At 39.0% G+C, this 21763-nt stretch carries 13 protein-coding genes; 4 read left to right on the top strand and 9 right to left on the bottom strand.

All coding sequences use genetic code 11. The annotated features are described in order from the left end of the window. Nucleotides 1-248: 248 nt before the first annotated feature. On the bottom strand, nt 249-1283 hold the full coding sequence (locus ACFOOI_RS01605) for a GntR family transcriptional regulator (protein ID WP_379834251.1): 1035 nt from the start codon (nt 1281-1283) through the stop codon (nt 249-251). A gap of 516 nt (nt 1284-1799) precedes the next feature. Between ACFOOI_RS01605 and ACFOOI_RS01610 the strand changes: the two genes are divergently transcribed. From ACFOOI_RS01610 to ACFOOI_RS01620, 3 genes are all read left to right on the top strand, one after another. Further along, on the top strand, nt 1800-4910 hold the full coding sequence (locus tag ACFOOI_RS01610; RefSeq protein WP_379834253.1) for a SusC/RagA family TonB-linked outer membrane protein: 3111 nt from the start codon (nt 1800-1802) through the stop codon (nt 4908-4910). Nucleotides 4911-4922: 12 nt separating this feature from the next. Further along, nucleotides 4923-6476, top strand: a complete 1554-nt coding sequence (locus tag ACFOOI_RS01615) for a RagB/SusD family nutrient uptake outer membrane protein (RefSeq protein ID WP_379834255.1) — start codon at nt 4923-4925, stop codon at nt 6474-6476. Between the two features lie 328 nt (nt 6477-6804). Beyond that, nucleotides 6805-8838 (top strand): aceric acid hydrolase, encoded by a 2034-nt coding sequence (locus tag ACFOOI_RS01620; RefSeq protein WP_379834258.1) that lies wholly within the window; start codon nt 6805-6807, stop codon nt 8836-8838. A gap of 412 nt (nt 8839-9250) precedes the next feature. On the opposite strand, the gene ACFOOI_RS01625 is transcribed toward ACFOOI_RS01620, so the two are convergent. From ACFOOI_RS01625 to ACFOOI_RS01660, 8 genes are all read right to left on the bottom strand, one after another. Then, a complete protein-coding gene (locus tag ACFOOI_RS01625; protein ID WP_379834261.1) occupies nt 9251-10399 on the bottom strand; it encodes a glycoside hydrolase family 130 protein in 1149 nt (382 codons plus the stop codon). 655 nt (nt 10400-11054) lie between these two features. Further along, nucleotides 11055-11465, bottom strand: coding sequence for a DoxX family protein (locus tag ACFOOI_RS01630; RefSeq protein ID WP_379834264.1), 411 nt, complete (start codon nt 11463-11465; stop codon nt 11055-11057). An 82-nt stretch (nt 11466-11547) separates the two neighbouring features. Beyond that, nucleotides 11548-12072, bottom strand: coding sequence for a Crp/Fnr family transcriptional regulator (locus ACFOOI_RS01635; protein ID WP_379834267.1), 525 nt, complete (start codon nt 12070-12072; stop codon nt 11548-11550). 321 nt (nt 12073-12393) lie between these two features. After that, complete coding sequence (locus ACFOOI_RS01640; RefSeq protein WP_379834270.1) at nt 12394-12798, bottom strand: group III truncated hemoglobin; 405 nt, start codon at nt 12796-12798, stop codon at nt 12394-12396. A gap of 197 nt (nt 12799-12995) precedes the next feature. Then, a complete protein-coding gene (locus ACFOOI_RS01645) occupies nt 12996-15422 on the bottom strand; it encodes a glycosyl hydrolase 115 family protein (RefSeq protein WP_379834273.1) in 2427 nt (808 codons plus the stop codon). Between the two features lie 208 nt (nt 15423-15630). Continuing rightward, the gene (locus tag ACFOOI_RS01650) at nt 15631-16392 is read right to left on the bottom strand and encodes a type VI secretion system tube protein Hcp (RefSeq protein WP_379834276.1); all 762 of its coding nucleotides are present in this window, start codon (nt 16390-16392) and stop codon (nt 15631-15633) included. A 118-nt stretch (nt 16393-16510) separates the two neighbouring features. Beyond that, nucleotides 16511-17215, bottom strand: coding sequence for an endonuclease/exonuclease/phosphatase family protein (locus ACFOOI_RS01655; protein WP_379834279.1), 705 nt, complete (start codon nt 17213-17215; stop codon nt 16511-16513). Between the two features lie 118 nt (nt 17216-17333). Continuing rightward, on the bottom strand, nt 17334-19799 hold the full coding sequence (locus tag ACFOOI_RS01660) for a glycoside hydrolase family 95 protein (protein ID WP_379834282.1): 2466 nt from the start codon (nt 19797-19799) through the stop codon (nt 17334-17336). Between the two features lie 715 nt (nt 19800-20514). On the opposite strand from ACFOOI_RS01660, the gene ACFOOI_RS01665 reads away from it, so the two are divergent. Next, nucleotides 20515-21756, top strand: coding sequence for a ribulose-bisphosphate carboxylase large subunit family protein (locus ACFOOI_RS01665; RefSeq protein ID WP_379834285.1), 1242 nt, complete (start codon nt 20515-20517; stop codon nt 21754-21756). Nucleotides 21757-21763 lie beyond the last annotated feature (7 nt).

The raw sequence follows: 21763 nt of genomic DNA on the forward strand, positions 1-21763 counted from the left end.
TTTTAACTCTTCTTTATATTTAGAAGTTACGAAGTATTGATACTACTGGATTAAGCTTAGAATACTTTTTTATTAAAGGACGTTTGGCTAAAATCTACAAATTGCCCAATTGATTGGCTTGATAAGCATTGCATTTTTTGATGTACATAAATATAACAATTTTCTTGACTTCATTGCTATGACTATGGACATGTTTTGTGATTAACTACTAAAAAAGAAGTAAAATGCTTTAGCAGAAGCTCTCAAAATTACAAGGAAGCTCTCAAAGTCAAATAAAAGGGCAATTCTATGTGCTCTTTTGAGTTGTTTTGAATCAGTTCTGCGGTTTTTTGTCCCATCAGTTGAAAATCAGTGGAGATGGTGGTGATGCCGTTAAGAATTATTTTTTTCAGAGGGGTTTCGTTATATGATATTACGCCCACGTCAGTACCGACTTTGTAAGGCGAGGCAATCGCCTTTTCTACCAAAGAAATCAAATCGTTTTCGGTTAGGCTTATGTACACTACGCCTTGCTGTATAATTTCATCTGATAAGTCGCTAATGGCTTCATAGTCAAACGAATACTCGTTACAAAACTTGGCAAGTCCGGTTAGTATTTCCTTGGGATGGTGAGCGTCTTGTGGGAATATTATCTTGATTTTTTGGTACTTAGACAAAGGTTTCAATGCCTTCACTAGGGCATTGTAAATATCTAATTTGAAGTTTTGGCACACGGCTCCATATTGACCTTCTAAGCCTAAAATGGGCTTGTCTACCACGATGAGTTTTTGACTCGGAATTACCGTATTTATCAGTTCGTGAATCTTTTCGCTTCCTTCCATAAAATGCGGAATAATCACGTAGTGCGTATAGTTCTGATTGTTGTTTTGAAGTAGTTTTTTGAAATAGTTGTAGTCGTTGTTGTATACAAAAAAATCTATGAAAACTTTTTCGTCCAGAGACGCCACCAGCGAATCATAAATCAACTTTTTGTGGGCATTGAGTTTATTGGCCAGTAGCAAAATGTTGGGATAGGCGTTAATACTGGTGTTTTTTATGAAATAGCCTTTTCCAGGTACCGAATCCAAAATGCCTATTTTTTTGAGGTATTTATAACCTTTCTCTGCAGTATCACGCGAGATATCAGACTCAAAACTCAACTCATTTATAGAAGGTAAAACCTCATCTTTGGCCATGGCCCCTTTGCCGATGGCAGACAATATCGAGTTCGCTATTTGAAGGTATTTGGGTGTAGCCGAATAACAATCTATCGAAATAAGCTCTATTAAAGGGTGTTTTTTCATTGTTAGTTAGCAATGCCTGTTTTCCTGGTAGTATGTATCAATAAAGATACTACTCTTTCCATGACTTTTCAAATACTGTTTTTATTTCTCTTCAAACTTATTTTGCAGAAAATAAGCGTCTTCTGAAATTCCATAATCAATCGTCTTCTTTGGGTGATACTTTAGATTAGGTATCATTTAGTTTTTATTTTATTTAAAAAACGTCAACAAATAAAAATTATAGAAATAATAAAAAAAAGTAATAGTGTTGAAACTACACATTTTTTTAATCAAATACAGAATATAGAATCTGGGTGATTTTCATCTAATAAGTACATTAAAGCTATATTTTGGTGTTTTTTATGATGGTTTACAAAGTTTGCCTAAAAGGTAAATAAACGAAAGTAGGAATAGTGCTGCAGGGCTTCACTCAGGATGGTTCAGGACGGCTCAGTGCCTAAGTCCTTTTACATTTGTCTTATAAATGCCATATTTTTTGACCAGAAAATCACATTTTTTAACGTAAACCTTAAAATTATGATCCCATCTTTCCCTATTCGGTACTTTCGGTACTTTTCTATTTTTTTGTTTTCTTTTTGTGCCTTGCAAGGTTTTGGGCAATCAAAACTAATTACGGGTAAAATCACCGATGAAGCTGGCGAAGTGCTAACTGGCGTTTCGGTTGCATTAAAGGCATCCACCGTCGGTACTTTTTCTGACCAAAACGGTGCCTACAGCATCTCTGTACCCGATAACGCCATTTTGGTGTTCTCATTTATTGGAATGGAAACCTCGGAATTTTCGGTGGCTGGTCAAACCAAACTAGATGTAGTCATGAAAAAAGGCCTCATAGACCTAGGCGAAGTGGTAGTAGTGGGTTACGCAGTTCAGAAAAAAGTGAACCTAACGGGTGCGGTTGACAATGTGTCGGGCAAGGTGCTGACTACTCGACCGCAAACCAACTCTGCCAATTTGCTTCAAGGTAGACTTACGGGTGTGGTGGTAACACAACCAGGTGCTGAGCCGGGTTTAGATAGCCCCAATATCCGAATCAGAGGTATGGGGTCATACGGTGCTAGTAATGATCCTTTGATTTTAATCGACGGTGTTTCGGGTTCACTAAATAACCTTTCTCCTGCTGATATTGAGACAGTTACAGTATTGAAAGATGCGTCTTCGGCGGCTATTTATGGTGCTCGTGCGGCAAACGGGGTTATTTTGGTAACTACCAAAAGAGGAAAAAAAGGAGCTCCAGTGGTTAGTTTCAATGCCAACCTTTCTATTCAGTCGCCTACGAGGTTACCTAAGTTTATAACCAATTCGGCTCAATATATGGAGATGCTAAACACGGCATCTGCAAACGACGGCAAGGCGATTCCGTTTACACAAGCAAACATAGACGCTTACAAAAACGCACCTGCAGGCAGCAAAGAGTATCCGAATTTTAATGCCTTGGATTATTGGTTTCAAAATGCGACTGTAAAAAACAATAACCTTTCAGTATCGGGTGGGGGTGAAAAAAACACATATAGTGTTTCGTTTAATGCCCTTAACCAAAACTCTATGATTCCCGGATATCGCTTTAACCGTTACAATGCTCTGATTAACAATAATCTGGAGTTAAGCAAATGGATTTCACTAGGAACTACCTTAAACCTTACCAGTAAATATACACAGCAACCGGCGGCGAACTCCTTGTTTACACCTATGTATATTTATACTACCAGCCCTTTAAACGAACCATTTTTGCCAGATGGAAGCGGTAGAGTGGTAACCCGTTCGTATGCCTCTGAGGCACCCATTCGGGGTAGGCCGGGTTTACAAGAATCGTTTTTGATGGGAGAGCAATATTACAAAGAGGTTAACCTTAACCCACAAGTTTATGTAGACATTAAGCCATTCAAAGGCTTTACTTGGACCACTAAGGCGGCCATTAACTATGTAGATATTTTCTACAAAATGCATCAGCAAAACTATACGGCGTATTCGCTTCACGAGAAAGACCCCGTTACGGGCGATTACCTGGCTATACCAAAAAATGCTGATGTGCTAGGTGTAACGGATGATTATTCAAAAGACTATATGAAAACGTTTTACTCGGTAGGTTCATACCAGACAAAATTAGGCGAAAATAATAACCTAAACGTAATGGGTGGCTATGAGCAAAACAGCTTTAGACATCAGCAGCTGAGGGCCACAAGGTCAAACACGGTAGATCCGGCTCTAACAGAACTGCAAGCTTATACGGCTACAAATCAAGAATTGTTCAAACAAACGGCACGTATGTTGGGCTACAATGCCCCTTACGAATGGTCACTACAGTCGGTGTTTGGTCGCGTAAACTATAGCTACAAAAGCAAGTATTTGTTAGAAGGAAATATCCGTTATGACGGCACTTCGCGTGTGTCGCCTAGTTATCGTTGGGGAGTTTTTCCATCGCTATCTGCTGGATGGGTGATTTCAGACGAAGACTTTGTTAAAGACAATGCAGATTGGTTACAAAACCTAAAACTTAGAGCCTCTTACGGTGTTTTGGGTAACTCCGAAATTGGAGCATATGCCTACCAAGACAACATGGATATCACGGTTTCGTATCCTTACGGTTCTACTTTGACTCAAGGAGCGGTAGTAAACACATTCAGAGACCAAAGCTTAAGATGGGAAACCACTCGAATAGCGGATATTGGATTAGACTTGGACATTAAGAACGGCCTTTTGGGGGTTACGTTTGATTGGTTCGATAAGTTTACGTATAACATTTTGGCAAAACAACCGATACCAGCAAGTATGGGATTGGCAGATCCTACACTCAATGACGGAAAGATGCGTAACCGTGGTTTTGAGTTGTCTTTAAACCACCGCAACCACATCGGAAAACTAAACTACAGTTCGTATTTCCAGATTTCACAATATAAAAACGAGGTAGTTTATATCAGTGCTCCTAGCATTGGAAATACCATCAGAGCCATTGGCCAGCCGTATAATGAAATGAACCTTTACATCTGGGATGGCATCGTGCAGCAGTCTGACTTGACAAGTGGTAAACTGCCAAAAAGTACATTGAATCCAAATCAAAAGGCAGGCGATTTAAAAATGAAAGACCTAAATAACGATGGCGTTATAGATGGAAATGACCGTCAGCCGGTGAGTGGTTTGTACCCTAAGTTTGCCTATGACTTTGGCTTTAACTTCGGTTACAAACAATTTAATCTAAATATCTTCTTCCAAGGTATAGAAGGACAGAAGTCTGTGATGTCGTTTTGGGGACCGCAGCCGTTTGCAGGTGGTATGCCTCCAATGACCAAGTGGGTTAATGCATGGACACCTCAAAATCCTACGAATGAGCTTCCGGCTCTGCATACAGACGGTTATGCAGGGGTAAATAGCTACAGCAATTCTACGTATTTTTTACAAGATGGTTCGTATTTACGTCTCAAGAGCGTCATGCTTTCGTATGCAGTGCCAGCTAAAATCGCCAACAAAATCAAAGCGAAAGATTGTTCGGTGTTTGTCTCGGGCGACAACCTCTTAACTTTTACCAAATTCGAAGGTCAGGATCCAGAGCGTTCATTGACTAGTTATCAAAACGTGTATTTGTCGTATCCGCAGGCCCGTATCCTCAACTTTGGATTAAATGTTAAATTCTAAAACGTATTAAAAATGAAGAATAAATATAAGATTTCACAATTAACGATTACCATCCTTTTGGTGTTTTTCTTCACTTCGTGTGAACAAGATTTCCTCGACAAAAATCCGTTAGACAGTGTAGCCAGTCAAGGGTTTTGGAAAACCAAAGGAGATGTGGAAACAGGGCTTGCCGGCGTGTATTCGCGTTTGCAACAGAATTTTCTGGGCTACGAAAGAATCTATTTTGAAGGCCTAACAGACAATGCCTACAGTGTAATCAATTTTAACCAGCGAAATATTTTCGAAATGACCTTGGGCAATATTTCGCCTTCTACGGGCGGTGCCATAGACAATATGTATTCGTCGCCTTACCGTGCCATCACGAGTTGCAACTTGTTTTTGGACAACGTAGACAAAGCCAAAGACAATATTTTGCCTGCACAATTAGACGCCTACAAAGCCGAAGTAAGATTCATAAGAGCCTTGAGTTATTTTGATTTGGTTCAAATATTCGGAGAGGTGCCTTTGTATAAAAAGTATTTTACTACCATAGAAGAAGGCAAAATAGCCAAAAGCACCAAGGCCGAAATCTATGCTTTTATAGAGGAGGATCTGAACTTTGCCATCTCGAAACTTCCAGATACCAAGTATTCAGGTCATGCCGTAAAAGGTAGTGCTCAGGCCTTGCTAGGAAGGGTTTTGTTGACCCAAGAAAAATGGAACGATGCGGCTACCGTATTAAAACAAGTGATAGATGGAGGTAAATTTCAACTGGCGAATAATTACAAAAACATATTTTTGGTAGACGGGCAGGCCAATCCGGCTGTAAACTGCGAAATCATGTTTTCTACCAATTATGCACCGGGCAATCCACAGCGTTCTTCGCCACAACCGGCAGGTTATGAAGTAGAAATGGCCAACTGGGGGCTTTTGCAGCCTTTCAAAGGTTTTGCTGATTCATACCAAATGACCGATGGAAAATCTGCGGCCAACTCAACTTTGCCAAATGAAAACTACGCCAACCGCGACCCGAGATTAGACATGACCATGAAACTGCCAAACGAAACCTGGAAAAACCCGAATACGCAAGTGAGTCAAGTGATTGACAATCCAAGTATTACGGGATATATCATGGAGAAGTACGTGGATTTAAATAAAGTGCCAATTTCGGGTGCTACGGCTCCTTCGTCTCACCAAGACTATGTGCATATTCGATATGCCGACGTGCTTTTGATGTATGCTGAAGCAAAAAATGAAGCATCAGGACCTGACGCTACTGTTTATGCAGCCATTAATCAAGTGCGTGCCCGTCCCACTGTAAACATGCCTGCGGTAGTGCAGTCTGAAGTAAGCACCAAAGATGCATTGCGTGAGTATATCCGCAGCGAGCGTAGGGTAGAATTATCCATGGAAGGTTTCAGATATTTTGACCTAAAACGTTGGAAAATAGCGGTGGCTAAACTTAACGGGGTAGCTACAGTAGGTACCCAACCGATGTTGTTTTTACAAAAGAATTATTACCTGCCACTGCAGCAAAGCGAACTGGATAGAAATCCAAAATTGGTTCAAAATCCGGATTATAAATAAAGGACTTTCATAAGGTTAGTTTGGTATAGATTGAAATCCGGGGAGAGCGTCAAATCTCTTCTCGGTTTTTTTAGTTTAAAAATGCTAAGTATTGACTCTGTCTTAGAAATAGCATCTGGATTTTTGATAAAAAACAATAGTTTTTAAAAGCATTTAATATGTGTTTTAGAAGTTTAATAATATACAGAATTTGTGTATTTTTATGAATATTAACACAATCGTAAAAAAAACTAAATATTAGTTGGTGTTCAAAAGTTGGATTCCTACTTTTTTGATTCCAACTAAAACAGTAAGACTTAATTTATTCAACCATTTTTACTCTTTTTCAATGATCGATTTAAAAAAAATAAGTGTATTTGTAGTAGTTTTGGTATTGCCGGCAAGCCAATTATTTGCACAAAATAAAGGTTTAACCAATACTTCTGCCAGTAAATTTTCGCAGCTTAACAGTGTAGGCTTAGGCGATGTGCAGTTCACCAAAGGTTTCATGGCAAATCGTTTTGAAGTATGTCGAAATACCATGGTGCCCACACTTTGGGAGCGATATACAGATACTACATCGTGCTACGCTTTCCGAAATTTTGAAATTGCAGCAGGGTTACAAGCAGGTACGTTTAAAGGACCCTCTTTTAACGACGGCGACTTTTATAAAACCTTAGAGGCCATGGCCAGCATGTATGCTCAAACCAAAGACCCCAAAATAGATGCTTTGATGGACAAGGCCATTGCGGTGATTGGCAAAGCCCAAAAAGCAGATGGATATATTTATACCAAATCTATAATTGAGCAAAAAGCCAGCAATAAACCCAAGATGTTTGATGACAAATTGAGTTTTGAAGCATATAATTTTGGACACCTAATGACGGCGGCCTGCGTGCATTATAGAGCCACAGGAAAGACTAATTTGTTAGAAATAGCAAAAAAAGCAACGGACTTTTTAATTGTTTTTTATAACACTGCATCACCAGAACAAGCCCGAAACGCCATTTGTCCGTCGCACTACATGGGTATCGTAGAAATGTACCGCACTACCCGCGAAACTAAATATTTAGATTTGGTTAAAAAACTTATAGATATCAGAGGACAAGTAGAGGGCACAGACGATAACTCAGACCGTGCACCATTCAGAAAAATGACCAAGGTGATAGGACACGCCGTAAGGGCAAATTACCTGTTTGCAGGTGTGGCTGATTTATATGCTGAAACTGGAGATGAAACCCTTTTGCGTACATTAGATCTTATGTGGGACGACGTAGTGAATCACAAAATGTATATCACAGGTGGTTGTGGGGCACTTTATGACGGAGTTTCGCCGGATGGCACTTCTTACAAACCAGATACAGTTCAGAAAGTACATCAGTCTTATGGAAAGGCATTTCAGTTGCCCAACCACGCTGCTCACAATGAAACCTGTGCTAACATTGGCAACCTGTTGTGGAACTGGCGAATGCTCCAAATCACGGGCGATGCCAAATATGCGGATATTGTAGAATTAGAAATTTACAATAGCATTTTATCGGGAATTAACCTCGATGGCAACAAGTTTTTTTACACCAATCCGCTGAGTGCTTCTGACGATTTTCCGTATAAATTGCGTTGGAATGGTGGCCGGCAGTCGTTTATTAGCTTGTCAAACTGCTGCCCGCCCAATGTGGTGCGTACCATTTCAGAAATGAGCAACTACTTTTATAGCCATGTAAAAAATGGCCTTTATGTAAACCTTTATGGTGGAAATAAGCTAAATACTACAACCGAAAACGGTGCACTTTTGGCTATCGAACAAGTCACCAATTACCCTTGGAATGGCTCGGTGGATATTAAAATAAATGAGATTCAGGCTGCTGAGTTTTCGTTTTTCTTACGAATTCCGGCATGGGCAAATGGGGCTCAAATAATGCTAAATGGCAAAAAACTGAACATCAATGCAACTGCAGGAACGTATGCAGAAGTAAAACGCCTTTGGAAAAAAGGCGATGTGTTATCGGTACAGTTACCTATGGAAGTGCAGCTGATGGAGTCAAATCCTTTGGTAGAAGAAACCCGAAACCAAGTGGCCGTGAAGCGTGGGCCGATCGTATATTGTTTAGAGTCAAATGATTTAGAGTCTGGCAATAAAGTAGCCAATGTGTTAATTCCTGCCGATACTAAATGGTCGCCTAAAATACGCCAAATAGCGAATACAGACGTGATGACGCTAGACGCAAATGTTAGATATGAAGCCAAAAAAGAATGGAAAAATGCCTTGTATCAACCAATCAGAACCGAGAAAGCGGCTACGGCCAATATTACCTTAATTCCGTATTTTGCATGGGCAAATAGGGGGCACTCCGAAATGAGTGTTTGGCTGCCGGTGAGTAAATAAGTTATTTTCAAATTACTGTCAAACGGTTAATATTTATTTTTAAAGAAAACATAGCTTAAACCTACCTTTGAAGCCATTTTTTAATCATTTTGAAAAACACCCCTTTCATTTACTGTGTCGCCTGCCAGTGGGGCCTCCATTTTTTTTCGAAAAAAAACGGAGCAAAAAAAACAGCACCCTGCAAACTCGCACAATTAAAATTCTTATTGTCAATGTTCTAATAAAAATATACTTCCCAAAAGAATTTTAACAGTGCTCAAACAGTGCAGGGCGATGTAAAGATTTATTTTCTATTTTTTTATCTGTTTGACAGTATTATCAAATTAAACATTTTACGCCTTTTTTCTCTATGGAATTATGAGAAGAAAGGCGTTTTTTTTTGTGTAAAGTAATAATATGACCAATTGGAGGTTTAATTTGCGTTTACCGCAACGGCTATTTTGGAGTCTGCGGTGCCGTAATAGAGAAACCATTTGCTTTTAAAATGCACCAGTCCTTCTACAAAACAAACCTCGTTTACCTCCCCGATTTTTTCATAATCTTTGTCAGGGTGAATAAAATAGTCTTTTGTTCTATCTATCAACTTGTGCGGGGCATCTTTGTCGAATAAGGCTTGGCCAGCCGAATACGAGAATTTTGGTAGTTGTGAGTCGTTGAAGTTTGCTGCATTGCTGCCATTATAGATGAGTAGGATACCTTCTTTTTTGTATAAGGCATAAGGGCCGGGCTCCACCAATCTGCTATCGAAATAGCCCATACGTGGGTGAAGAACGGCTATTATATTTTTAGACTCATCGTTTTCGCAAATTGTCCAATTGATTAGATCATCCGAACTGGCAAGAGAGATGCTTGTGTCGCCAAAATACATCCAATATTTTCCATTTATCTTTTTGGCTATAATTTTGTCGCCCGTTTGCTCTACCACTATTGCACCGGATTTTGACCATTTGTCTTTGTATTTTTCATTTTTAAAAACCAGGCCGTGTTTGGTCCAGTGGTTTAAATCCGTAGATGAGGCAATCGCGAGTCGAGCCGTTTTTCCATCATATGCGGTGTAGGTCATTATGTATTTGTCAGGGCTTTCTATAATTCTGGGGTCTTCTACGCCATCAAAATAGGTGTCTTTGCCCGTTACATTTTCGACGGGTTTTATTAATTTTTTGTAATTCCATTCATAGACCTTCATGTCGTCATTGTCAGGAAAAAATACCGGTTTTTCTGTTTTGCTAAAGTGTAGGCCATCCACACTTTTCGCTAGACCTATTCTGGATGTGCCGAGTAGGTCTTGGGCTCTGTAAAATAGATAAACCGTATCGCCTTTTACCACCGCAGATGGATTTAAAACGTTTCGTTCTTCCCACTGGGTAGGTGTTTTGGTAATAGGACAGGTAAAAGATAAATCGGAGCTTGGGTTTAAAATTGGATTGAGGCTATCTACTTTTTCGAAAGAGTTAAACTGCCAGTTTTGCTCAGAAATTGCGATAGCATCCGTTTTGTCTTTGGTGGTTTTGTCGCAAGCCAAACAAAGACTTATTAAAGCCAAGGTGATTATCTTTTTCATATATCCTTATTTAATTTACGGAATATACAACAATAATTGGCTAAACTTTATTTGAGGGAAGCGTTTGGGTAGTTGGCTATTTATGAGGAGGTTTTGAACTCACGTAGTTCTCGAGACATGCGGTCGCAACTGCTTAACTGCTTCCGTGTTTAAATGAAGTGCTCAAAAAGTCATTAAAATATCGCTCGAAAAGACAGAACTTGTCAGGTCGAGCGGTAGCCGAGACCCATGCCAAGTTGTTCAAAATATGTTGTTTTCGAGTTCACTCGGCTCTTAAGACTTTCAGTCCCATTTTCATAACTGATATCTAGTATATATGAAGTGCTCAAAAAGTTATTAAAATATCGCTCGAAAGGTCAAAACTTGTCTGGTCGAGCGGTAGCCGAGACCCATCCTAAGTGCTTCATAATAAGTCGGTTTTAAGTCCCCTTAGCTCTTGAGACCTTCAGTCCCATTTGATATACTTCTGTCCCGATTAATTGATATGCTTTAACAGACTTTGAAAATCGCTTTGAAATTATAAATAAAATTTCCTGCTGGAAATCAAAACGATGCCGCTGCGTTAACGATTGCAGCGGCATCCTTTTTGGCTGTTTTTCAGCCGAAAAGATATAGCGGAAAGCGTGTTAAAACGCCCAAAAAACACTTTTGTTTCTTAGTTTTTTGCAAGGATAGGGGCTTTAGAGCTTCTTCCCCATGCGATAAATGCAGCAATGGCCATGATAAGGACGTTGATACCGATATTAGAAAACTCGCCTCTAGTTGCATGGAAAACTGCAGCCAAAAGCATCACTACTGCTAAGCCGATGGCCGCCCAAGTAGTCAAAAAAGGTTTGATACGAAGCAATGCTGGAAGGATAAGCCCAAGGCCACCTAATACCTCACTAAGGCCGATAAAACGGACCAATGCGATGGGAGTGGAGGTTACCCAAGGGAGCGACTGTGCGAGTACCTCAGCCGGTTGAGAAAGTTTGGTAGCACCTGCCATGATAAACATTGCTACTAATAATACTTGTGCAACCCAAAGTGTAATATTGATTGCTTTGTTGTTTGTTTGATTTGCCATTTTTTTAATGTCTTTTAGTGATTAATGACACAAAGGTCGGGCAGAAAAACAGGAAAAAAAATAAGATACCTTAAGAAATGGCTTAATGTTTGTTTTTGGCAATTTTGCGTCTGATGTCGCTCAGGTATTCGGGTGTTACGCCAATGTATGAGGCTATTAGTTTGAGTGGAAGTCGCTGAACGAGAGTAGGATATGTTTCTGTAAAGTCAAAATATCGCTGCTCTGCTGTGGCACTTAGGAGGCCGATTATGCGTTTGTTTGAGGCTATTAGGTTGTTGCGGTATTTGTTTGCGATTTCGATTACGGCCTCTTTGCTGAGGACGGTGATGTCGTCAAAGTCTTCGTTTGATATTATTTTTATTTCACTCTCTTCTATGGCTTCTATATAGACCAAAGATGGTACTTGGTTGGTGAAGCTGTCGAGGTCTGAAATGAGCCAGTTTTCGGGGGCAAACTGCATGATGTGTTCTTTGCCGGCGTGGTCTAAGGCGTAGCTTTTGAGACAACCCGAAATCACATAAAAGCCGTATTTAGCTACTTCGCCTTGCTTGAGTAAAATGTCGCCTTTTTGTACGATTTTGGTTTTAAATGTATTTAAATTAATCATTTTTAGGGTTTGTTAGAGGGTTAATCTCCTCTGGATTTTAATACTATATGAGTTAGCTAAATTATTGATTTTTCTGCGTATTACTAAAAATACACTTTGCATTTTTATTTTCTGCTCAAGCTAATAGTTTGTAAAAGGGGTGATAGGAATACTAAAGTATTTAGCAATTATTTTTTTAATGAAGTTTTCAAAAAAAGGTGACCTATTCTGAAATATTAAAGTTTTCTATCAAAGTATGAGCCCATTTTTTTGTAGTACTTATATTTTTTGAAGAAAATTATGATTTATGTGCATTACTTAAGTCGAAACTTTGGGATTTATCTACGACTGCTTTAAATGTTCAGGTCTGTGGTTCCAAATGGAAATATATTGACCAGTTGACATTTTACGGGCAGCGTTTTTTGCTTTATCTGCTGTTTCCCCCTCGAAAAGCTCGTCTATAGTTGCAAACCAAAGTTGCAGCCACATACCGAAATGCTCCTGCTCGATGGTATGGTTTAAATTTTTGTCTACCGCAATGTGTTTTTGTGTCGGATTTCCTTTGAAATTGGCTACGCCAAATAGATTAGTTTCCCAAAAATCGGTGAGTTTACTCAAGTGTTCTTCCCATTTATCATCAGGGATATGCCCATTAAAAATGGGAGCCAAAAGCTCATTTTTTCTAATTTTTGAGTAAAAAATATTAACCAAAGTGCGTATATCGTTCCTGTTTTCTATTAATTTCATCTTGATTGTTTCTAGTTTACTTTGTCCCAAAAGTTTTTAAATTAGATTTTTTGGGTAAAAACTATTTAATTCTACAATTTCGAGTCTTTTAAGCAGATAAGCTATTTCTTTGGGATGGAATTTGGGAATTGTGCTAATATGTTTTGACCTAGATAAAAATATTTTAAACGAGGTATTAATCTTGAATCAAGTTTTCCTCATTTCGATTCACTAACGATTATGGCGTCAATCAAAACACCTGGATCTATCATGCTGATCTTGATTTTATGTGGTCCTTTTTCGAGTGCTTGGAGTTTTATACCTTTAATGGTTTTATTGCTCAAGACGTTTTCTTTCCACTCCTCGCTACGGTCAAAAGTCTCAAAATCAATTATTTCTGAAGGTTTTTCATCTATTTGTAATCCTATTTTTTGACCCATTTTGCTATTTACTGGATGTAGCGGAATGGCCTGAACATTAATGTCATATTCGCCGCTCACTGGTATTTCTAACTCGTATTCTACATATGTTTCGTTTTGTAAGTTGTTTTTCAAAGGCTCTTCAAGCGTGAATGGCTTCGAAACCAAAGCATGTTTATTTATGCTAGGCTCGGATATTTTTTGCCAAAAAGTACTTGCTCCATAGCTTATTACGGTATAGTTTCCAGCTAAAATAATTATGTCTTTTTGATTGGGTGCTGCACTTGTTTTTTGGGCTACATCCTTAAGTTCTTCCGGGCTTTTAAACACAGGCAAATCTCTCGGATTCATACTCATCATGTGGTTCCATTTTCCATCTGAGATTTCCTCATTGTAGGTTTTGGTTAATTTAATAATGTCTGAATATGCCGCCAATGCCTTTTTATAATTCGGATTTTGATCATTTCGGTTTTCTGGCTTTTCGGTGTAAAATAAATCCAAATTCAAGAATTTCTGATTCATTTTACTTGCAGCCAATACTGGATATTCAACCAATTGAAAGTAAGTGTCTTTATACCTTTTTTTATTTGGCCTTTGCTTTTTTACTTGCTTTTCTAGTTCCTCAAAATCGGATCGTCTATTTTCATTTTCGCTTAGGTTAAAAGCAGTGGGAGCGGTTTTTGTGATAGGTTCCACTTTGCTCCAACCCATAAACTCGGGTTTCCTAACAAAAGAGAGGTCATAGTTTTTCCAAAGTATTTTGCCAATATTCTTATTCCCTAAGTTTTTCAGCGTCCAGTTTTGGAGGTGGCTAAGAGTAGGTTCATCTTTCAAGAATGGACTTATATTATACGCCATATCCAAAAACAGTTGCGTTGGATATTCGAGCGGTTTTATATCGCCAACATTTACCACCCACACATTTCTAGCTCCTAGTTCATAGGCTTTTTGCATTTCAAATCGCATCAAAGCGGGGTTTGTGGAGCTAATCCAAAGGTAGTCGTGCGGGCGGCCCCAATACGAAGCATGGTAATATACGCCTGAACCACCCGTGCGATCTCGCTCGGTGGCATTACTGAGATTTTTGATATATCCATAGTTGTCATCCGGCCAAATGAGCGTTACATCTTCAGGGACTTCAAGACCCACTTTGTAGAGTTCCAAAACTTCTTTATACAGGGTTAAAACCTGCGGTATTGTATTTTTGGGTTTGCCCATTTCTTTAGCCAACAGATTTTGTTGGTCTTTTATAATCGCATTGGTAAATGCCACTGCTTCTTCCTTTGATTTTATACCTTCCATGCCGCTGTCATGCTTGCCCCGCATACCGATTGAATACAGATTTTCGTAGTCTTTTATCTCATCTATTCGTTGTTTCCAATAGTCTAAAATCTTGGTTTTGTTGGTGATGTAATTGTATTGCCCCATGGTGCTGTCCACCCATTCGTCCACATTATTTCGCATCATCGGTTCGGCATGTGAGGTGCCCACTACGATGTGATATTTGTCTGCTACCTCTTTATTTTCAGGATAATAGTAAAAGGCCTTGGTGCTTGGGTGCATGGCAGGCCAAATGAGGTTGGCTTTGAGTCTGAGCAGAAGCTCAAATACTTTTGCATAAGTTTTTGGACCAATATCTTTCTTGTCCGTTTCAAAAGTTTTGGCAGCCCACGGTTGTAATCCCCAGTCTTCATCGTTTATAAAAATGCCCCTGTATTTTACTGATGGAGTTTGACTGATTGTATCAGAAATCGAGTACGCGGATTTCCTAGTTTTAATTGGTACATCTGCCCAAAAATACCAGGGACTAACGCCTATTTTTTCTGATAAATCAAAAACACCATATGCTAAACCCCTTGCGTCAGAACCACTTATTATTAAGTAGTCGATGTCTTTGGTTTTATAATTTTTATACGAAAAAATCTCCCATTTCCCAGTAAGAGAATCGTCTATTTTTTTGAAAACTTCGTCCGAGATTTCTGTAGTTTTTTCATTTATAGTTCTTAAAATTATTTTTTGTTTGAGTGTTTTTTTTCGTTTTGTACCAAAGACTTTTCGGGTATCTTCAGTTAAAAAATCGGCTAAAAGTATGCTGTAAGAATTGCTTGGATCTGCCGTGACTATCTCCACATTTCTATTTAAAGCAAATGGTTTGGGATTTTGAGCAAAACTTAAATTTGAGTAAACAAAAAATATAAAAGTAAACAGTTTGAACTTTAAGGGCATGAGTTTTCAGGTATTTTTAAAGATTTACCAAATTAGTTGGTAAAATTTGATTTTACACTTATTGAAATACTTTTTTGATTTTTTAAAGGGGTATATTTTAGATATTGAAAATTTATTTCGAATAAAAAAATATAAAAAATGCCTTGATTTTCGCAAATCATGGCATTTTTATAGGAAATATTTTAAAATATTGCATTACCAAATACTACTAAAAACCTCTTGTAATTCCATTCCATTCTAAATTCAATACTCTAGACCAACCAAATTTCTTTTCATACTGATATCTTTGACCAGAAGGAGTGGGTACTAGACCATATTTTAATGTGTAATGGATGGCTCCCATTTGAATTACCACATCTGTCTTTACAGAGCCATCACCCAAAGAAATTGAAGTATTTAAATCTTGTACCATTACCAAGCCCAATTTTGCAGTTAAAAACAGCAATGGAGGGCTTTCAACTGAATTTCTATAGAATCTAATTTCGAGATAATCTGTATGAGTTCCTTTGGCTAACATTTTGGCCAAATCTAGAATGCAAAGATTCTCTGTAAGGGTAAATGATACCTCTTTAAATGTGGCTTTTCCGGCCCCACCTCCACCTGTAACACTTCCTATATTTATATTATTTTCTAAGCCAAAATCAATGGATGTAAGTTTAATTTCACTTCTATGGCCTTCCTCTTGTATTTCATCTGGGGTAAGATCGCCTGAGGCTGAGTATAAAAAAACGGAGACAGGTTCAGTGGGTTCTACTACGGCATTTGTAAGGTTTTTCCACGCTACGTTGTCTTTGTAGTAGATATTATTGTCAGTGGCATTGTATACTACGGCACCGCTTGTGGGGTTTGTAACTTGGTTGGTGTTATTTACATTTGGCAATGTCAAAACATCTGGTGATAATGTGATATTTTGACTAAATGCTGTAAAGTTTAAAGCCATAAAAATGGCAAGAGGGAAAGTTTTGAACATTAATTGATTTATTAATTATTGGGTCATTATATGCAAAATAGACAAATATAACCATAAAGCAATATTCTTTTACTGAGTGGTAAGTGGCTTTTGAAACGTTTTACTATTATTAATCGGGTTAGAATTCGCATATAATGGGCAAATGATCGCTTAGTTTTAAACAGTCATGCACATCTCCAAATGTCATTTTTTTTAAACTTGAATTGTATTTTGAACTTCCGAAAATGTAGTCGATGTGATACGGCTTTTGGATGTTTTTGTGTAGGAAGAAAGTTGCTTGCGTTTCAGAACCTTGTGACTCATTGTGATAACGGTGATATAAACTTTGAATTCCTATTTCATTTAATTCTGCCACCACGTCGGTGTGATTCCACCACCTGTCCCATTTATCCCAGATTTTGTTGCTATTAAAGTCTCCTAATATCAAGCACTCATGCAGGTTGGATTTGTTAATTTGCAGGTATTTCCACAGCTGACCGATGTATCCAAAAGTAGGGGAGTTATTGCGGTGATTCCAAACTGCTAGTAAGTTAAAATCATCATTTACCATACACGGCAAAAAGTATTTAACCGAATGATTTTCGTATTTATCTGACCAATTTAGCCTTTTTATTTTGATGTTTTTCTTTGCAAAAATACCCAAACCTTTGCTTTTGTTATCTCCAATCCAAAGGTGGTTTTCTGCCCAATTTTTATATGCTAAATGCTTGGTTTCAGTCGGGTTTTCGCACTCTTGTATCAATACTATATCCGCATCAAAATCAGTCAAATATCCGAATTTATTTCGCAAAGCTCCATTGCAATTCCAAGTTATTATTTTCATAAATGGATTGGTTTATAGGGTGCTAATTTTTGAACTTAAATTGGAAATATTTTTAAATTTTTCATTTTTTATAAAAAAAAACAAAACTCGTAACTGTTTATTAAATAGTGGTTTAAGGTCAGTTTGTCGTTACCTCATACACTTTGCCACTTTCTGTTTTAAATATAGTCCTGAAGTATGGGTTGCCGTTAATTATTACTTTTGAAACCTCTGTTTTTGCATTTTTTATTATTAAATTTTCTTTCGTTTGAAGCACACAGGTGTTGCCGAGTTTTGATTTTATTGTGGCGGTTTTTAGTTCTCCTTTTGACCAATTCATGTTTACTTCAAAGCCACCTCTTGCCACTAAGCCACTTACGGTGCCGTCGCTCCATTGTGTGGGCAATGCCGGTAGCAGCTGCACAATGTTTTTGTAACTCTGAATTAGCATCTCTGAAACGCCGGCCGTAAACCCAAAGTTGGCGTCCATTTGAAAGGGCGGGTGGCTCCCAAATAAGTTTGGATTTGTACATTTCACCAACACTCTATTCACGTTGTCAAGGGCGTTTTCGGAATCCAGCAAACGGGCATATAGACTTATCAGCCAAGCGGCACTCCATCCCGTATGGCCGCCACCGTTTGCCAATCTAAAATTAAGCGATTTTTTCGCTGCTGCTGCCAAGTCGGGTGTATCTAAAACGTTTATTTGTGAACCCGGATGCAAGGCAAATAAATGCGACATGTGGCGGTGCCCTGCGTCTGCTTCCTCAAATGGAATCGCCCATTCCAGAAGTCTTCCATCTTCTCCAATTTTTGAGCCAAGTAGTTGCTTTTGAGCTTCTGAAACCTCATTAACAAAATCGTCTTTTATACCCAATTCTTTTGACACCAATATGAAATCATCAAATAAACTCCAAATCACCTGTTGGTCGTGTGTAGGCCCCATACTTATTTGATTTTTAGTGCCTTCTGGTGTTATAAACGAGTTTTCAGGAGACGCCGCAGGTCCTGAAACCAAGAGGCCTGTTTTGGGGTCTTTGACTAACCAACTAAGCGAAAACGCTACCGAAGATTTCAAAACTGGATACATTTTTTTAAGGAAATCTTTGTCGCCCGTAAAAGCATAGTGCTCGGCTATATGTTGGCAAATCCATGCTCCGGCTCCAGTGTGCATGCCCCAGCTGGCGGCCTCGCCTGGGGAGGTGTAGCCCCAAACATTGGTGATGGGATGCACCACCCAGCCGTTGGCGTGATAATGTGTTTTTGCGGTTTTTGTACCCGGTTCTACCAAAGACGAAATGAGATCAAATAAGGGCAAGTGCATTTCGGGTAAATTGGCTACTTCCACCGGCCAATAGTTCATCTGCAAATTGATGTTGGTGTGGTAGTCGCCGTTCCACGCGGTCTTTATTTTATTGCTCCATATTCCTTGCAAATTGGCAGGTAAAGTACCTGGGCGAGACGAAGAAATTATCAAATATCGGCCATATTGAAACATGAGTTCTACCAAGTGCGGGTCGTTTTGAGAATCCTTAAAAGCGGCGAGTCTTTCGTCTGTCGGTATCAAGTCCTTCTCCGCTTTTGATAGTTCAATATTCACTCGCGAATAGTATTTTTGGTAGTCGCTGATATGCTCTTTTAATAATTGCTCATACGTCTTTTTTGAGGATTTTTCGAGGTTTATCTTGGTGATTGTTTTATAGTCTCGCCCTTTGTAAGTCGGGTATTCAAGTTTGTAATCTGTTGATGCTGAAAGATAAAGGATTACTTCGTCTGCATTAGTAAAGGTCAATTTTCCGTCTTTACACGTGAGTGTTCCATTTTTACAAACGGCTTTTAGTCGGGCCATATATTGCAGTCCGTCACCACCTTTTCCGTCAGAAAGTGCACCGCTCATTACGAGCTCATTTCCCTCCGAAAATGTTGTGAATCTTTCGGGTCTGTCCATGCTGCATCTAAACGATATTTTGCCTTTTTTGTCGGCCGTAAACTTAGCCACCATTACCTGGTCTGGGGAGCTTGTAAATATTTCCCTTTTGAAATTTACACCGTTTTGTGTGTAGCTAACGCGTGCCACGGCATCGGTCAAATCCAGCTCTCGGTGGTAGTTTTGATAAGCATCTGTCTTATTGAAATCTAACCATAAGTCGCCCATTGTCTGAAAACTTCCAAAAGGCACTTTATAGCCTTGGCCTTTGCCTGAGCCGCTGCCGATACAAACTTGAGTTTTGTTGGTGAGTTCGGTGGCTTCTTTGTATTTGCCCTGAAACAGTAAGTTTCTGATTTCGGCCAAGGAGTTAAACGCCTCCGGATTGTCGCTATCCTGCGGGCTGCCCGACCACATACTTTCTTCGTTGAGTTGTATTCTTTCCTTGTTTACATCTCCAAATACCATCACGCCCAGAGAACCATTTCCAAGCGGTAAAGCTTTGAGCCATTCGGCGTCGTCTTTGTAGGTGCTTATATCATCTTTTATGGTAGCGTTTGCTGGAGTCTTGTACCACAGTTTCATCGATTTGCTTTTAGATGGAGATTGTGCTTGTATTTTTTCGATAGAAATTAAAACAAAAAATCCGCTAAGTAGGATTAGTAAGCTTTTTTTCATGGCTGAATGTTTTAAGGTATAAAAACTTAAAGTTATAGGTTAAAAATGGAATCACAAAAACTCGTATCTGGGTACTTTTTTTTGACATTCAAAAGTTTAGGTTCATTTTATCTTAGTAATTAGTTCATTTTTTAATAATTGTACAATTTGAATATTTCTTAAATTCAGGCTCTAATTATATTTTAGTTTTTTTATACTGTCAAACGGGTAAAAAAAATAGAAAATAAATCTTTACATCGCCCTGCACTGTTTGAGCACTGTTAAAATTCTTTTGGGTGGTATATTTTATTAGAACATTGACAACAAGAATTTTAATTGTGCGAGTTTGCAGGACGGTCGGCCGCTGCCGTGCGGTTTTTTTTGCTCCGTTTTTTTTGAAGGGTCCGGCCTACCGGAAAAATGGAGGCCCCGCTGGCAGGCGACCCAGTAAATGAAAGGGGGGTGTTTTTCAAAATGATTAAAAAAATGGCTTCAATGATAGGTTTTAGCTATGTTTTCTTTAAAAATAAAAGTTAACCGTTTGACAGTAGTTTTTTTATAAATATTAAAGCGAAGAATTTTTTCCTTTTCAATCAATTGCATTATTTAGCATAAGTTTTTTCAGAATTTAAAGTTTCTTATTTTGTTTATAGCGAAGAAATTACCTGTTTTTTTTAACGCAAATCATTTCTAAAAAGCAATCAATTATATTTTATATTTGTGCAAAAATTGGACAATGGAAAGAATTACTGCAACGTATTATATAGAAACTCCCTACGAGGTAGCGAAAGCTGCGGCGGTTTTAGCAGGTGAGCAATCTTCAGGGACTTTTGTGGCTGTTCCTAACGAAACCGAAGAGTTAAAGCAACGCTTTGCTGCTCGGGTAGAAAGTATTGAGCACCTTCAAACCGTTTGGGAGCCAGCCATACCGGGTGCAAGAAGCAAAGACGGCAATTACCGTAGGGCAATAGTAAAAGTAAGTTGGAGTATAGAAAACTTCGGGTATAATCTGCCAGTTTTGATTTCCACTCTCCAAGGAAATCTATATGAAATCACGCAGTTTACAGGTCTAAAGTTAATGGACATTGATTTTCCGGAGAGTTTTGTGAAGCACTACGCTGGGGCAAAGTTTGGCGTAGCGGGTTGTAGAGAGTTAACTAAGGTATACGAGCGTCCTTTGATAGGAACCATTATAAAGCCATCTATAGGCATGAGTCCGGAGCAAACGGCTCGTATAGTAAAAACTTTGGCCGAAGCCGGAATAGACTTTGTGAAAGACGATGAACTGATGAGCTCTGCCGCGAATTCACAATTTGAAGATCGACTAAATGCCGTAATGAATGTGATAAACGCAAATGCAGACAAGACTGGAAAAAAAGTCATGTACGCATTTAACATCAGCGGCGAAACAGACGAAATGCACGACCGCTACGAAAAGATAGTAAACGCTGGCGGCACCTGTGCCATGGTAAGCATAAACACAGTAGGGATGTCTGCCACCAAAAAGATATGCGACCAAGGAGCATTGGCCATTCACGGCCACCGAAACGGCTGGGGAATGATGAACCGACACCCGCTTTTAGGCATAGATTTCAAGGCCTATCAAAAACTTTGGCGTCTCGTTGGGGTAGATCAACTGCACGTAAACGGCATACAAAATAAGTTTTGGGAAACCGACGACAGCGTGGTAAACTCTATCCAATCGCTCAAAGAACCTTTATTTCAACATAAAAATATTTTGCCGGTGGTGTCTTCTGGGCAGTGGGGCGGACAGGCGTTTGAAACCTACCGAAGAACCCAAACTGTAGACTTGCTTTATATGGCTGGTGGCGGCATCATGGCACATCCGATGGGAGCAGCAGCTGGGGTAGTAGCCCTGCAGCAAGCATGGAAAGCCACTGTAGACGGTTTGACTTTAGACGAAGCCAGAAAACTATATACGGAATTTGATAAAGCCGCCGAAAAATTTGGAAAATAATAGAAGC

Source organism: Lacihabitans lacunae (assembly GCF_042649125.1).
In the GTDB taxonomy this organism is placed as follows: domain Bacteria; phylum Bacteroidota; class Bacteroidia; order Cytophagales; family Spirosomataceae; genus Leadbetterella; species Leadbetterella lacunae.